Source organism: Segetibacter sp. (assembly GCF_025963695.1).
Classification (GTDB): domain Bacteria; phylum Bacteroidota; class Bacteroidia; order Chitinophagales; family Chitinophagaceae; genus Segetibacter.
In genome coordinates, this window is the sequence record NZ_JAOQAH010000058.1 from 1 (window position 1) to 14,827 (window position 14,827).

The following is a 14,827-nucleotide window of genomic DNA, read 5'->3' on the forward strand; positions in this document are numbered from 1 at the left end:
ATTCCGCTGAAATAGGCTTCACTTGCCTGCATACCTGCATCTTTTGCCAGGTCTGATACACCTGATTTAATATGACCCTTTTCTGTGATAATGGGAGAACTGGCAATAGAAGAGGTAAACCCTCCAAAAGAGACAGCGGCTGCAAGGGAAGCGCCTTTTTTAAGAAAGTCGCGACGATTGTCTTTCATATGTACTTTATTTATTGCCCGATTGGTTTAGGTGATAAAATAGAAATTAAAATAATGTAGAACATGGTTTAAAGTTTTAAGAGGGAATATAAGTGCAGTTATGGGTTTGCACAAAGTGATGCTTAAGTGTAGATAGAAGTTTCATTTGAAAAAATAACTAAATTTTTCTATAACAGTTATATTTTTAATGATAGTTCTGCTTCTTTAGAAGAAACAAGGTAAATAGCATTATAAGCGTTGGTTAAGAAATAATACGAAGAACAATCACAAATAAATAAAATGTTAGAACAGTATGACTAAGCAATCTTATTATCTAAACGCCTTATTCTCACTTCTTTTTCTTTTTGTATCTGCGCTTCCGGCGATAGCATTGCCTGTTTCAGCCTTGCCGGGTGAGTTCGTTTTTAAAAGAGGTACAAACATTAGCCATTGGCTTTCTCAAAGCAATGCCCGTGGCAGTAACCGGGTAAACTATTTTACAGCAAAAGATGTAAAATACCTGGCAGACCTTGGATTTGATCATATCAGAATTCCTGTGGATGAAGAGCAACTTTGGAAAGAAAATGGTCAGCAGGATGAAGAAGGTTTTTCGTTATTGGAAAAAGCACTCGGTTGGTGTAAACAATATAACCTTGATGCAGTGGTCGATCTGCATATTCTAAGATCGCACCATTTTAATAACAAGGAAAAGCCCCTTTGGACGAAGCCCGAGGCGCAGGAACGCTTTTTTCAATGCTGGCGCGATTTATCTGCAACACTTAAAAAGTATCCTGTAGAAGACGTTGCTTACGAACTGATGAATGAACCGGTGGCTGATGATGCTGAAGATTGGAATAAACTGATTGAAAAAGCTGTGGTGGTAATTCGGCAGGCAGAGCCGACAAGGAAAATTGTAATTGGATCAAACCGTTGGCAAAGCCCTGATACTTTTGATAAATTACGTATTCCGGCCAACGACAAAAATATCATTTTGAGTTTTCATATGTACGAGCCTTTTCTCTTAACTCATCATACCGCTTCCTGGACGGGAATAAGAGATTATAAAGGACCGGTAAATTATCCTGGGATAATTGTAAAAGAAGAAGATATTAAAAGTCTGCCCGACAGTTTACAAAAAGAGATAAAGGGAAATAAGAATTTTTATAGCATTGAAACCATAAGGCAACATTTTGCAAAACCAATAGCTATCGCAAAAAAATATAATCTTCCATTGTACTGTGGCGAGTGGGGGTGTCTTACGACTGTTCCGGATGCAGCAAGATTTCAATGGTTTCGGGATGTGAAAACGGTTTTGGATGAAAATAATATTGGATGGGCAACATGGGAGTATAAAAGTGACTTTGGAATAATCAATAAACAACAACAGGAAGAAAAGGAATTAATACAGATTTTAGTGGGCAAATAACTAAAGACTCTCCTCTTGCAAAATTTCGTTACCTGTTACAAAAAATCTAAAATGAAAAAATGCCTGGCTTATTTATTAGCAGTGATCATATGTCTGTCTACTAACGCTTATACAGTCGGTGCGCAACAAACGTTAGATAGCCTATTGCCGGTAAGAGCTCTATGCATTGCTGCACCTACTTCTAAAAATTTAGACTCGTTTGTTACATTTATTAATAAGGAGTTGTCTGCTCAAAATGTAAATACACTTATTTTACGCATCGATTTTAACTACCAGTATAAGAGTCGTCCAGAGCTGGTTGGTACACCTGCCTTATCTTCATCAGAAGTAAAGAAAATAGTAAGAGCATGTGAAAAAAATAAAATTAATCTCATACCACAGGTTAATATGCTGGGGCATCAGTCCTGGGCCAACAAAGTAGGTAAGTTACTTGAAGTGTACCCTCAATTTGATGAAACACCGGCAGTACAAATGCCCGAGAAATATGTATGGCCTAACGCAGAAAATCTATATTGTAAAAGCTACTGTCCCCTGCATCCTGATGTTCATAAAGTGGTTTTTGATTTGATTGATGAGATTTGTACTGTTTTCGAGTCAAATGCTTTTCATGCAGGCATGGATGAGGTCTTTTATATAGGCGATGATAATTGTCCCAGGTGCAGCGGTAGAAATAAGGCTGAACTTTTTGCTGAAGAGGTGAGAACATTACGTAACCATCTTGCAGAAAATGGAAGGAAACTGTGGATCTGGGGAGACCGGTTAATTGATGGCAAAACAACCGGAATCGGGATTTGGGAAGCCAGTTTCAATAATACCCATCAAGCGATAGATCTAATTCCAAAAGATGTGGTGATTTGCGACTGGCATTACAATCGCCCCGATAAAACCCCTGTTTACTTTACAGCAAAAGGACTAAATGTAATTGCCTGCTCCTGGAATAAGCCTGAAGTTGCTGTTCAACAAGTAAACGATGCTATTGATTTCAGAAAGTATTCTACAGCAGAGATGAAGGAGCGTTACTTAGGAGTAATGGAAACCGTATGGTCTTCGGTTTCGTCATTTTTAAAAGGATACTACAGTAAACCCCAGGAACAACAAAGTGTTTCAGATGAAGATAAAAAGGTGCCGGATACATTTAAAGCAATGTTTGAGCAGGTAAATAAATCAGGCAGAAAAAAGTAAGAGATCACTTGTTTACTTGAGTAGACCCGTACCGCCACCCTTGTAAGGCTCCCAGCTTACAAGTATATTGCTGTTGGTTCGTTAACTGCCAGAACCATATATGGTAGTTTTAATATCAAAGCAGGGGGGCAATATTTTCTCTGCCAGCATTTGGCGACGTCTACCATAAATCCTAATTTACAACATCAGTCTAACTGTGCCGCAATCGCTGCACTTTAGTGTTTTTCTGCCATTATGAATAAGGAACTATTATCTCTCCATATATTATTTTTAATCGCATGCTCTGCTGTTGCACAGGCTCCGCAGCCGGCTTTATTCAAAGTCGTTCCAAATGGTGAAACCGGGATCAACTTTGCTAATATTTTAAAAGAAACACCTGGGTTAAATATTATCTCGTACGAATATTTTTACAACGGAGGGGGAGTTGGATTGGGAGATTTTAATAATGATGGATTAATTGACATTTATTTTTCGGGAAACATGCAACCGGGCCGGTTGTACCTGAACAAAGGAAACTGGAAATTTGAAGATATTACATCAAAAGCAGGTGTAGGTGGAAAGAAAGGATGGAAAACCGGGGTAAGCGTTGCAGATGTTAACGGTGACGGACTGCTGGATATTTATTTATGCTATTCTGGTCCTCTTGATAGGGACAAACGGACAAACGAACTGTATATAAACAACGGCGATCTTACCTTTTCAGAAAATGCAGCAAAGATGGGCGTTGCTGATTCGGGGTTTTCAACCCAGGCCGTATTTTTTGATTACGACCGCGACAATGACCTGGACTTATTTGTAGTCAATCATAACAATAAAAACCTGCGAAATTTTGATGCTTCCTTTGTGAAAAAAATGATTGACCCTGATGCCGGCGACCACCTTTACAGGAATGATAATAATATTTTTAAAGATGTTACCACCCTTGCCGGGATCATTTCAAATCCTCTTGGCTACGGTCTTGGCGTTTCTGTAACTGACATTAATAACGACGGATGGCCCGACCTGTATGTGACGAACGATTATGTAGAAGAAGATTACCTGTATATAAACAACCATGACGGTACTTTCTCGGAAAAATTAAAAGACCAGGTAGGGCACCTTTCAAGCTTCTCCATGGGCTGCGATGTTGCCGACATTAATAACGACGGATGGACCGACATTTTTACCCTTGATATGCTGCCGGAAGATAACAAGAGGCAGAAACTGCTTTACATGCCCGATAATTATGAGCTGTATGATAACCAGGTCAAGAATGGATTTCATCACCAGTTGATGAGAAATATGCTACAGCTAAACAACGGCAATGGCACTTTTAGCGAAGTAGGTCAGCTAAGTGGCGTGTTCTGTACCGACTGGAGTTGGGCATCCTTGCTCGCAGACTTCAATAATGATGGAAATAAAGATTTTTTTATTACAAACGGGTATGGCCGTGACATGACTAACAGAGATTTTGTAAAATTTTATGGGAATGAGCGTATGAAATATTTACGAGGCGAACCGAGTGATAACATGTTTAGGATGCTACAAAGCATTCCTGTTACTCCCGTTCATAATTACCTTTATTTAAACAACGGGAATCTTCAATTTTCTGATGTTTCATTGACCGCGGGGTTCGATAAACCTTCACTTTCAAATGGCGCTGCCTATGCAGATCTTGATAACGACGGAGATCTCGACCTGGTTGTTAACCACCTGAATGCTCAGGCAGAGCTATGTCGTAATATGCTTGTAGAAAATGGTAATGGTGGTAATTGGGTGCAGTTCAACATTAAGGGAAAAGGTCGTAATAGTTATGGTGTCGGTGCGGCAGTGTACGTGTATACCGGGCAAGGAACAATGAAAATAGAAAATTATCCTGTTCATGGCTTTCAGAGTTCGATGCAAATTCCAATCCATATTGGTCTTCCTTCTCCAAAAATAGATTCAGTAGTGGTGCGATGGACAGATGGTAAAAGAGAGTTGTTTAAGAATATAAAGGTTAATACAACCAATAATATCAGTTACCAAAACGAGTTGAGCGATGTCGTCCTTGAGGAGCACCTCAAAACTGTTTTTGCTCCATCATCTGTGTCTTTCCCCTATAAGCATATCTCGCCCGAAACAAATGATTTTAAGGCTCAACCATTGATGCCTGCCATGATTTCAGATTATGGTCCGCGAACTACTAAAGCAGATGTTAACAAAGATGGACTGGAAGATATCTTTATTTGCGGTACCCAGCTCCAGCCAGGTCAGCTATTATTGCAACAAATGGATGGAAACTTCATTGCAAACTCTCAACCCGGTTTTACAAAAGATCCTTTGACTGATGATACTGATGCAGTTTTTTTTGATGCGGATAATGACGGCGATCAGGACCTGTATGTAGTAAGCGGCGGGTATAATTTTAACCAGGGCGATGTTGAATTGCAGGATCGCCTGTACATCAATACGAACGGTCAATTTAATAGAAGTAATGCATCATTGCCCTCAGAACAACTGAGCGGTTCATGCGTAAGAGTAGCAGATATTGACAACGATGGGGATGTGGATATTTTTGTAGGAAGCAGGGTTGTACCGGGAAGATACCCCGAATCGCCGGAAAGTCTGCTGCTTATTAATAATGGAAAGGGAGAGTTTACAAATGCACCTTCAGCAATGAGGACGCCGTTAAATTCCCTGGGAATGGTAACGGATGCCGCCTGGGTAGATGTGGACAGCGATGGGAGAAAGGACTTGATTGTTTGCGGGGAATGGATGAAACTTTATTTATTATCGAATAAGAATGGAACACTGACCGATCTTTCTGATCAATATTTCCCTGATTTGCTGCAAGGCTGGTGGAACCGTCTTGAGCTTGCAGATATGGACGGTGATGGCGACCTTGATCTTATTGCCGGTAACTGGGGTTTAAACAGTCCAATTAAAGTGAGTAAGCCGGAACCTGCAATAATGTTTTATAATGATTTTGACAACAACGGCTCCATCGATCCATTGATTTGTTATTATATTCAAGGGAAGTCGTACCCAATGGCAAGCCGGGATGAAATGACAGATCAGATGTTTAGCTTGCGGCAGAAGTTCCCGACTTATGAATCGTATTCTGATGCAACAATAAGTGACATATTAACACCTGAACAGTTGAAATCAGCAAAGAAATTATCCGCTGACTATTTTGAAACTACCTATTTTGAAAACAACAAAGGGGTATTTGAAGCGAAGAAACTTCCATTACAAGCAAATTTCTTTCCTGTTTATGCAATAAGCACCGGTGATTTTGACCACGATGGAAAACAGGATATTATATTAGCTGGTAATATAGATCATGCAAGAATAAAAATTGGAAAGATAGATGCAGGTTACGGAGTATTATTAAAGGGAGACGGGAAAGGGCATTTCGAATATATTTCTCAATTAAAATCCGGGTTGTCAGTTAAGGGTTGTACAAGAGATCTTATTAAGGTAAGCGGCAGGAAAAATGATCGTGTAATTTTTACTGTCAATGAACAGGTCCCTGTAATTTATTCGTATTGAAGTGTTGAAATATGAAGAAGACAATCGTATTCGTTGTAGCTGTTATATGGGTGAATTGCGGATTTGGCCAGAGCCAGAATAAAATACGTTTCGGAACAAATGACTACGTAGTTGCATTGAAACATGCCACTGACGTAATGGTGAATGATGTTACATCGCCTGTGGCAGCTTCACGGTATTATGGATATATTAACCTCGCAGCTAATGAAACTATTGCCCGGTTTGACAACCAACACCCCAGTTTTGTGGGAATCGTCAAGGGGTTAAATAATATAACTGTTGATGATAAGCTTATTGAAAACAGCGATTCACAACTGGCTGTAATTTTTGCCTTATATAAAACCGCAACCCGGTTACTTCCTTCCGGATACCTCCTTAAGAAAAATGTCGACTCATTAAAACTTGTCGCAAAGAAAAGAAAGCTGACCTCAGACAAAATAAATGCAACAAATGAACTTGTTGATAAAGTAGTTGAACACGTCCTTAAATTTGCTCATGCTGATGGATTTGTTAAGCTTAGCGGACGAAGGAGATTTACTCCGAAAACGAGCGATGAATCCTGGCAACCTACTGCTCCTGGCTTTATTTCAGCTATAGAACCATATTGGAACACTCTGCGTCCCTTTATTCTCGACTCATGTTCGCAATTTGATCCCGATCCTCCAAATAAATATAGCGCTGATCCTAATTCAGGTTTTTATAGAGAGTTAAAAGAAGTATATGAACTGCGAAAAAAACTTACAAAGGAACAGGCAGCGATCGCAATGTTTTGGGATTGCAATCCATTTGCGCTGCAACAGGTTGGTCATCTGGAATTCGGAATAAAAAAGATATCTCCCGGAAGCCATTGGATTGGAATTACCGGCATTGCGTGTAAAAAGCAAAAATTAAGTTTATCAAGAACTGCGTACGCACACACGATGGTATCGATTGGAATGTCCGACGCCTTCATTTCTTGCTGGAACACAAAATACAAGTATAACAGGGTAAGGCCTGAAACAGCTATTAAAAAACTCCTTGACCGCAATTGGTCTCCTTTGCTTCAAACCCCTCCATTCCCTGAATATACATCTGGTCACAGTGTTATTTCCACAACTGCATCTGCTATTCTTACGCATTTATTTGGTGATCACTATTCTTACGTCGACAACACTGAAGAAGAATTTGGTTTGACATCAAGAAAATTCATTTCGTTCGCAGCGGCATCAAAAGAGGCAGCTGTTTCCAGGCTGTATGGCGGCATTCATTTTAGGGACGCAATTGAAAATGGTGTAAAAGAAGGCGAAAAAATTGGGAAGTATGTTATAAAAGCATGCCCTGTTAAATGATAGGAGCAATGAAAAGGTACTTTCCGGTTTAAAAAAAACGAGCAATGGTACAAAACAGGCGACTAATACTTATTAAAAAATACAGTATACTAAGACTTTTTTTTTCATCCACTCTCGCATTAGTAATTGCTTTTTTTTTAAAAGCCTGTTCACCAACTTCCGCAAAGGAAAAAAGTGTTCTGGTATGGGATAATAGTTTTCCTGTAATCGGTTCACAATCCTCACCACGAACGATAGACATAAACAAGGATGGAGTCCTTGATATCGTTATGGGCGCCGGGAAAAATGAATTTCAAAAAAGTGATATGGGTATTATTGCATTGGATGGTAAAACTGGCGCTCTCTTGTGGAAGCAGGAGGCGGCTGACCAGGTTTATGGTTCAGCTACCTTTAGTGATATAACCGGCGACAAAGTAAAAGATGTTTTTATAGGGGGACGCAGCCCCCAGTTTAAAGCTATTGATGGAAGTTCCGGTCGTTTATTGTGGGAGTATAAGTATGAACAGTACAAGAATCATCCAATAATGCGTTATGCACGCTTTAATTTTAATAATAGCGTTCTTGTTCCCGACCAGAATAATGATGGTATAGAAGACCTTCTTACTATAAACGGTGGGAATGCTTATGCACAGCCTTATTCTACAAAAGACCGTTTCCCTGGTGTATTAATGTTGCTTGATTCTAAAACAGGAAATTTGATTGCGGCAGATACAATGCCAGACGGGAAAGAGTCTTATATAACCCCGCTTTGTTTTACTAAGCCGGGAAGCGAAGGGCTCTTTATTGTTTTTGGAACAGGAGGAGAAACGATTGATGGAAATCTTTACATAGCAACAATTACACAACTTCTTGCTAAACAATTATCAGGATCTAAAGTAGTTGCAAGTGAAAAAGGACATGGTTTCATTGCACCCCCAACGCTGGCAGACATTACGGGGGATGGTTATCTTGATATAATTGCAATTTCCCATGGAAGCAAGGCAATAGCCATTGATGGAAAAGATGATCAGGTTCTATGGACAAAATCATTTCCTGGAACGGAGTGTAGTAATAGCTTCGCTGTGGGAAATTTTACCGATGATAACATTCCTGATTTTTTCACATTTATTAGCAAAGGACAATGGCCCAACAGTACAGGTACCAGGCAAATCATGCTTAACGGCATGAACGGCAACATTGAATATTCAGATTCTATTGGTTGTACAGGATTTTCGTCACCCGTAATTTATGATCTGGACGGCGATGGAAGAGATGAAGCAATAATGAGTGTAAATAATTTCGATTGTTCCGTGGGATTTGCTTCAAGGTCGCCAACGGTTATTGAAAACAGGTTAATAGCTATTGACTTTACTAAAGCCTCCGTCCAGATCCTTGATCAATCACCCGGATATAAAAATATTTTCTCCACTCCCTGGATTGGTGATTTAGACCACGATAATTACCTTGATATCATTTATTGTCAATACTATCATCATTCAGATCTGCTATCATTTTTAGGAATGAAAATCAAACGGGTTGATACATCGGTAAAGATTAAAAACGAGGTTCTTTGGGGATCCTATTTAGGATCAGAATCAAATGGCGTCTTTAGAAGGAAACATGAAAATAACTAATAGGCGACTAATGTTATAACCACCTTGTGGCTTGCGGAAAACATTGTCCTTGAGTTTAAAATACGCTATTTAAGAAAACTTACTTCCCAAGCCTATTTTCCCCGACCTTTTGAAGCGCACTTTTAATACCAACTTTTGCACTTCGGTGTGCATCGTTGCGTCGCAATCCTTTCGTCTGTATTACTTAAGGCAACAAAAAAAAGCCCCTGAGATTCAGAGGCTTTTACTTTATAGAAAGAAAGATTATTATTCCGGTCCACCAGCCCACCAAACCTTAGTTGTATAATCGTTTGTACTTGCGCCGGAAGTGAAATTAGGATTGCTTGTTGATTCAGCGTTAGGATACATCAACTTTTGCGGAATTTTTCCTCCAGTTACGTTCCCAGGGTAATTGTGCTCTACAAGTCTAGGAAAACTGGTCCTTCTCCACTCACTCCACGCTTCCCACCAATTCAGGAAATGGCTTGCCCACAATTGTGTACCAATCATTTCCAGGCCGTTTGCTGGGTTATAAGGGTATGTCGCTAGATAAGTAGTTACTTGTGCATCGGTAACTGCAAAAGAAGCATCGTAAATCGTATACATCTGCATCGACGCTTTTACTCCCTCGTTATAGTGTGCCATTGCCTGACCTGCGTTCAGGCCACCAATTCCCCGCTGCGCAGCTTCTGCCAAAAGAAACTTGACCTCGCCGTAATGCATCAGCATGTAAGGATCATTTAATTCCAATAGTCTTCGATTGATCCTTGAATAAGTTAAGTTTGGATCCAGAGTCAAATTTCCTTCCAAAGTCCTTAGTTGGGTTAGATCCACCCCGTTGGGCATGCCTTTCTGATTAACCGGTTCTGTTCCACCAGTAACAGGTGCGAAGTTAGTGATCCCAACAGTCGCAGTTGCTGACCAGTTACCAATTCCCATGCTCAAGATCATAAGCCTGGGATCATCATCAGCAGTGGACGAAACGTTTGCTCCTTTTAAGAAATCAACAAGTCTTTTGCTGAGAAAAACGGGTTCACCACCATCTCCAGGAATTATGGCACGGGAAATACCATTTTGGTTAGTCCATTGGCTGGGACCCTCTGCCATAGGAACAAAGGTATTGTCGGCGTTACTTTGAAATACTCCGCCTGCTACTGCTTTTGCTACATAGGTGTTGGCCATTGGAAGATCTACCTTTGAAACACGCATAGCCAGACGTAGCATCAGAGAATAACCCCATCTCTTCCATTGGGCAACATTGCCTTTGTAATAAATATCGGCTGCAGCAAAGTTAGCATCAGCGCCAGTGGTAAATGCTGCAGAAGCCTCATCCAGCTCTTTAAGTAAGTCTGTATAAATTGCCTTTTGTTTGTCGTATTTGGGGAAAAATACTTGTGTTACCTGGGCCTGCGCTCCTTCAAAATAAGGAATGCTGCCATAATAATCTGTAAGACGATGATAAAGAAATGCCCTTAAGATTCTCGCAGCTTGTTTCGTATTATTGTTTTCACCCTCAGCAAATCCTCCTGGCCCAGTTTGCCTTAAAATTTCCGTAAGATTTCTTATATCCCTATAATAGAAATTAAAGGGAGCATCATTTATATCCGGACTATGCTGGTATAGGTTTCCAGCATTGGAAATACCACCGACGGAGGAAAGCTGCTGAATAGCAGTTGAAAACATTCCAATGTTGGTTCGCCAATCAACGAAACGATTATCTCCCTGGGACCCCCCCGACGCAGCGCCAAGCTGCGACGTCGTTAACAAAAAGTTCACATCAATCGTAGTAGCAGCCTGCGGATTAATATTCAATTGCTGAAATCCTTCCTTATTACAACCGCTTAACGCTGCAACAGTTAAAGCGGTGCCGTAAATTATCTTTCTCAAATATTTCATTGTTAGTTCTTTTTTTTGTTAAAAGGTGGCACGCAGGTTTATGCCGTAGGTACGACTTGAAGGCATGCCGAAATAATCAAGACCTTGTCCGTTACCACTTGAATAGGCAGATTCAGGATCAATATTCGGTACATTTTTATAAAGAATAGCAAGGTTACGAGCCACTAAAGAAACCATCAAATTACGAATAGGTGTATTGTTAAATAATTTGGCAGGCAGACTGTAACCTAAAGTGATTTGCCGAAGCTTCACAAAAGAAGCGTCATAAACAAAGTTTTCGTGAGCTCTTATGCCGAGTTGGTTCCAGTAATTTCGTGCTTCTCCCGGAGTGAGTGTTTTTGTATACGGTTTAAGAGCACCACCAGCCGTACGATCTGCCACGAGGCCTGTGATGGTAAGGGGCGCTTCTCCGGCACGCCCTTGTAAGCTCTGCTTTGTAAAACCCGATTGTGTCATTCTTAGATTCGTACCGGAATAAATATCTCCACCTGACCTGAAGTCAATCAGAAAAGCGAGGTTCACACCTTTCCACGTGATGGAGTTGGTTAAACCGCCAGTGAAATCTGGAACACCGGTACCCAGAATCCGGGAAGTGGCATCCAGTTGCGGAGTACCGCTTGAATCATACACAAGTACACCTGACACTGGATCGCGCAGTTGCATAGGTCCCGTAATCATACCGTAAGGATAGCCTACTATGTGGGTGATACCGGACGTTTCTGTTCTTGCTACGTCAACCCCAAGCCGTTGCTGCCCCGCAGCCAGCTCTACAACCCGGCTTTTATTTTTCGCAAAATTCAAGGAAACATCCCAGGTAATAGCAGAAGAACGCACCGGCGTACCGGAAAGCAAAAATTCAACTCCTTTGTTAGTGATTTTACCAAGGTTTACAGATGTGGAACCAAAACCTGAGGATTGTGAGATACCTGCATCCAAAATATCGTTCGTTGTTTTTTGGTCATAGTAGGTTATATCTAACCCAAGCCTATTATTAAAAACCCGAAATTCGACTCCATATTCGAGCTCGGTTGATGTGAAAGGTATTAAGAATGGGTTCCGCAGGTTATTTCCGCCCGAAAAACCGCCCAGGGGTGCTCCCAAATGGTTGTTATTGAGACCATAGGTCACTACTGTTGAATAAGCACCTACCGATTCTGTATTTCCTACCTGTGCCCACGCTATTCTTGCCTTGCCGAAACTAAGCCAGGTTGGTAGATTTTTAATTGCATCGGTGAACACAAAACTTGCACCTACAGAAGGATAAAGTATACTATTTTTTTGTGGGTTTAGAGTTGAGAACCAGTCCTTTCTTGCTGTACCAGTAAGGAAGAGATAATTATTGTAGGATACCTCCGCTGATGCGAACAATGAATTAATTCCTCTTTTTCCATATCCATAACCAAAGTTCCTAATACGGCCGTTGTTAACAGCCGCCAAAAATGGTATACTGAAACCGGTTACATTTGCTGAAATAGACTCACTACTCTTACGCATCATGTTGCCACCAAAGAAGGCATTAACACGAAACCGTTCGGCTAAAGTTTTGTCGAAACCCAGCATATATTGAAGGTTTACCTCACGTACTGTCTGTTGCTGCTCCGAGATAGCTCCTCCACGGTTATGACCTGTGCCTTGTGGTGTTAGTTGGGTATTTTTTAAGGTCCATAAATCCATACCACCCTGGCCCTGTAAATAAAGGAAATCAGTGATGTTATACCGAATCTCACCGTTTGTTATTACCCGGTCGCGTGTGTCAAAGTTTTTGTATTGATAGGATGACCACCAGGGATTATTCTGAAAAATATTTCCTGACTGTTGATACTCCTCTCCCGGATTTTTCAAATCCCGAATTACGATGCCCATTTGTTGTTGCTCTGCAACTGCGGGAACAGCTCCCGCTTTATTCGGATCACCAATCATATCATTGATATTAACATCCGCAGGAACATAGTAAAGGGACAAATTTGCATTACCGGGAGCATCAGACAGTCGCGGTCTGTTTCTTGTGTTCTCATTTGAGTACAGCACTTTCGCGTTCAGCGTTATTTTTTTACCAATTCTTGAATTGGCAGTTAAGGTTGCATTAACTCTATCGAAACCAGAGTTTGGGAAAACTCCCTTACTTCGAAGATCGGAAAGTGAAAGCCTGAAACTCTGGGTTTCGCTTCCTCCAGTAAGTGCAATGGTATTAGTAAGCTGATGACCAAGTTGGTAGAAACGCTTCCAGTTGTCTCCTGCATCAGAATAAGGCCTTGTCTTACCATCGAACTGAACAGTGGGAGAACCGTCTAAGCGGGGGCCCCATGCTTGTTGGTTCCAATTATTGTTGAAAGCCTCCTGAATGTTTTCTGGCTTCTTAGCGACCTGGTTTACCAAACCCGGCATTCCGGGAGGGCTTACCATACCTCCTGAACCAAAGCTTCTCTGGAAGTCTGTTAGGTTCTGCACACTTTCCATTACATAGTTTGAATTAAACTCCACACCAAGACCTCTGCGTCCTGATCCTTTTTTAGTTGTAATTAGAATAACTCCATTAGCAGCCCTCGATCCATAAAGTGCAGCAGCACTTGCTCCTTTTAGCACCGTCATCGACGCGATGTCGTCAGGGTTAATACTGTTCATAGCATCTCCCTGGTCAGCGCCACCCCACATACCCGCCTGTCCGCCCGCAGTGTTATCAATGGGAACGCCATCAACAACATAAAGCGGTTGGTTTGTTGTAGAACCAAGGGTTTTTGCACCACGAATCACAACCCGGGAAGATCCGCCGGGGCCAGAAGCAACCTTAGTTACGTTAACGCCTGCTACCCTTCCTGCAAGAGCATTGGCCGTGCTGATCTCACGGGCTTGAGTGAGATTCTCACCACCAACCGTAGTAGCTGAATATTGGAGAGATTTTCGGCTTCTTTCAACACCAAGTGCCGTTACAACCACTTCATTTAAAGCTACTGAACTGGGCGAAAGAGTTACATTTACTTCCGGCCCGTTTACCACCTGATTTGTAGTCCCAAAGCCAACAGAGCTAAATACGAGAGTAGCCCCTTGTCTTGCATTGACGGTGAAAGAACCGTTTTCGCCAGTAGAAGTGGCCTGTGTTGTACCTCTTACTGTTACGGTTGCACCCGCAACAGGAGTTCCCTTTTCATCTGTCACCCTTCCTCTAACACTGATGCTCTGCGCGAAGCTTACAGAAGCTGTTAATAGAAGGAGAAGGGTAAACAGTTTGTTAAGTAATCGTTTTCTCATAATTTTCAGTTGGTTTTTTTTACACCTTTACAAAATGTTGTTAAATTAATAAAAAATCTGATTATTATATATTTTTCAACTTCTATTCACGGAAACCGTAGTTTTTTTCCTCTTATTTAAAATTTAAATAAGAGGTAATATTCAAAATTTAACAAGAGCGGTATTACATAGGAGCCTAAAAGAGATGGTTGGTTACTTGATAAAAGAGCTGATCTTTCCCTGCTCGATCCGCTCGTTTTAGATCGTGCGCAATTTTATTATCTAGAACAGTTTTTGTCATTCAGGCCCTAATTTTAGTTTCTGGTCGAAAAGTGGTTGTCCGTTGTAAATGCGGACCGCTCCTTTTAGCCCAACTAATTGCCGATTAATAAGGCTGGAAAAATTCGAGTTCAAAAGCTGAAGACGATAAGAAATTATTATCTTAAACCTTTCAAAGCTAATTTTTCACAATAAACAAAGCTTGCCGTTTATGACGCG

General features: G+C 41.0%; 8 protein-coding genes. 5 read left to right on the forward strand and 3 right to left on the reverse strand.

Going from position 1 to position 14,827, the window contains the following annotated elements; translation table 11 throughout:
- Positions 1-188: twin-arginine translocation signal domain-containing protein (locus JWR87_RS09780; RefSeq protein WP_297819000.1), on the reverse strand; the 188-nt coding region annotated here is incomplete at its 3' end.
- A gap of 292 nt (positions 189-480) precedes the next feature.
- On the opposite strand from JWR87_RS09780, the gene JWR87_RS09785 reads away from it, so the two are divergent.
- The 5 genes from JWR87_RS09785 to JWR87_RS09805 all read left to right on the forward strand — a co-directional run bounded on the left by JWR87_RS09785 (position 481) and on the right by JWR87_RS09805 (position 9,229).
- Positions 481-1,593, forward strand: coding sequence for a cellulase family glycosylhydrolase (locus JWR87_RS09785; RefSeq protein ID WP_297819003.1), 1,113 nt, complete (start codon positions 481-483; stop codon positions 1,591-1,593).
- Positions 1,594-1,644: 51 nt separating this feature from the next.
- The gene (locus JWR87_RS09790) at positions 1,645-2,775 is read left to right on the forward strand and encodes a family 20 glycosylhydrolase (RefSeq protein ID WP_297819006.1); all 1,131 of its coding nucleotides are present in this window, start codon (positions 1,645-1,647) and stop codon (positions 2,773-2,775) included.
- 234 nt (positions 2,776-3,009) lie between these two features.
- The gene (locus JWR87_RS09795) at positions 3,010-6,288 is read left to right on the forward strand and encodes a VCBS repeat-containing protein (protein ID WP_297819009.1); all 3,279 of its coding nucleotides are present in this window, start codon (positions 3,010-3,012) and stop codon (positions 6,286-6,288) included.
- A gap of 11 nt (positions 6,289-6,299) precedes the next feature.
- Complete coding sequence (locus JWR87_RS09800) at positions 6,300-7,616, forward strand: vanadium-dependent haloperoxidase (RefSeq protein ID WP_297819012.1); 1,317 nt, start codon at positions 6,300-6,302, stop codon at positions 7,614-7,616.
- A gap of 44 nt (positions 7,617-7,660) precedes the next feature.
- Positions 7,661-9,229: a PQQ-binding-like beta-propeller repeat protein gene (locus JWR87_RS09805; protein WP_297819014.1), complete on the forward strand. Its 1,569-nt coding sequence runs from the start codon at positions 7,661-7,663 to the stop codon at positions 9,227-9,229.
- Positions 9,230-9,475: 246 nt separating this feature from the next.
- Here JWR87_RS09805 and JWR87_RS09810 read toward each other — a convergent pair whose 3' ends face one another.
- Both JWR87_RS09810 and JWR87_RS09815 read right to left on the reverse strand, forming a co-directional pair.
- Positions 9,476-11,104, reverse strand: a complete 1,629-nt coding sequence (locus JWR87_RS09810) for a SusD/RagB family nutrient-binding outer membrane lipoprotein (RefSeq protein WP_297819017.1) — start codon at positions 11,102-11,104, stop codon at positions 9,476-9,478.
- 18 nt (positions 11,105-11,122) lie between these two features.
- Entirely contained in the window at positions 11,123-14,350 is a 3,228-nt protein-coding gene (locus JWR87_RS09815) for a SusC/RagA family TonB-linked outer membrane protein (RefSeq protein ID WP_297819020.1), read from the reverse strand.
- Between the last annotated feature and the right edge of the window lie 477 nt (positions 14,351-14,827).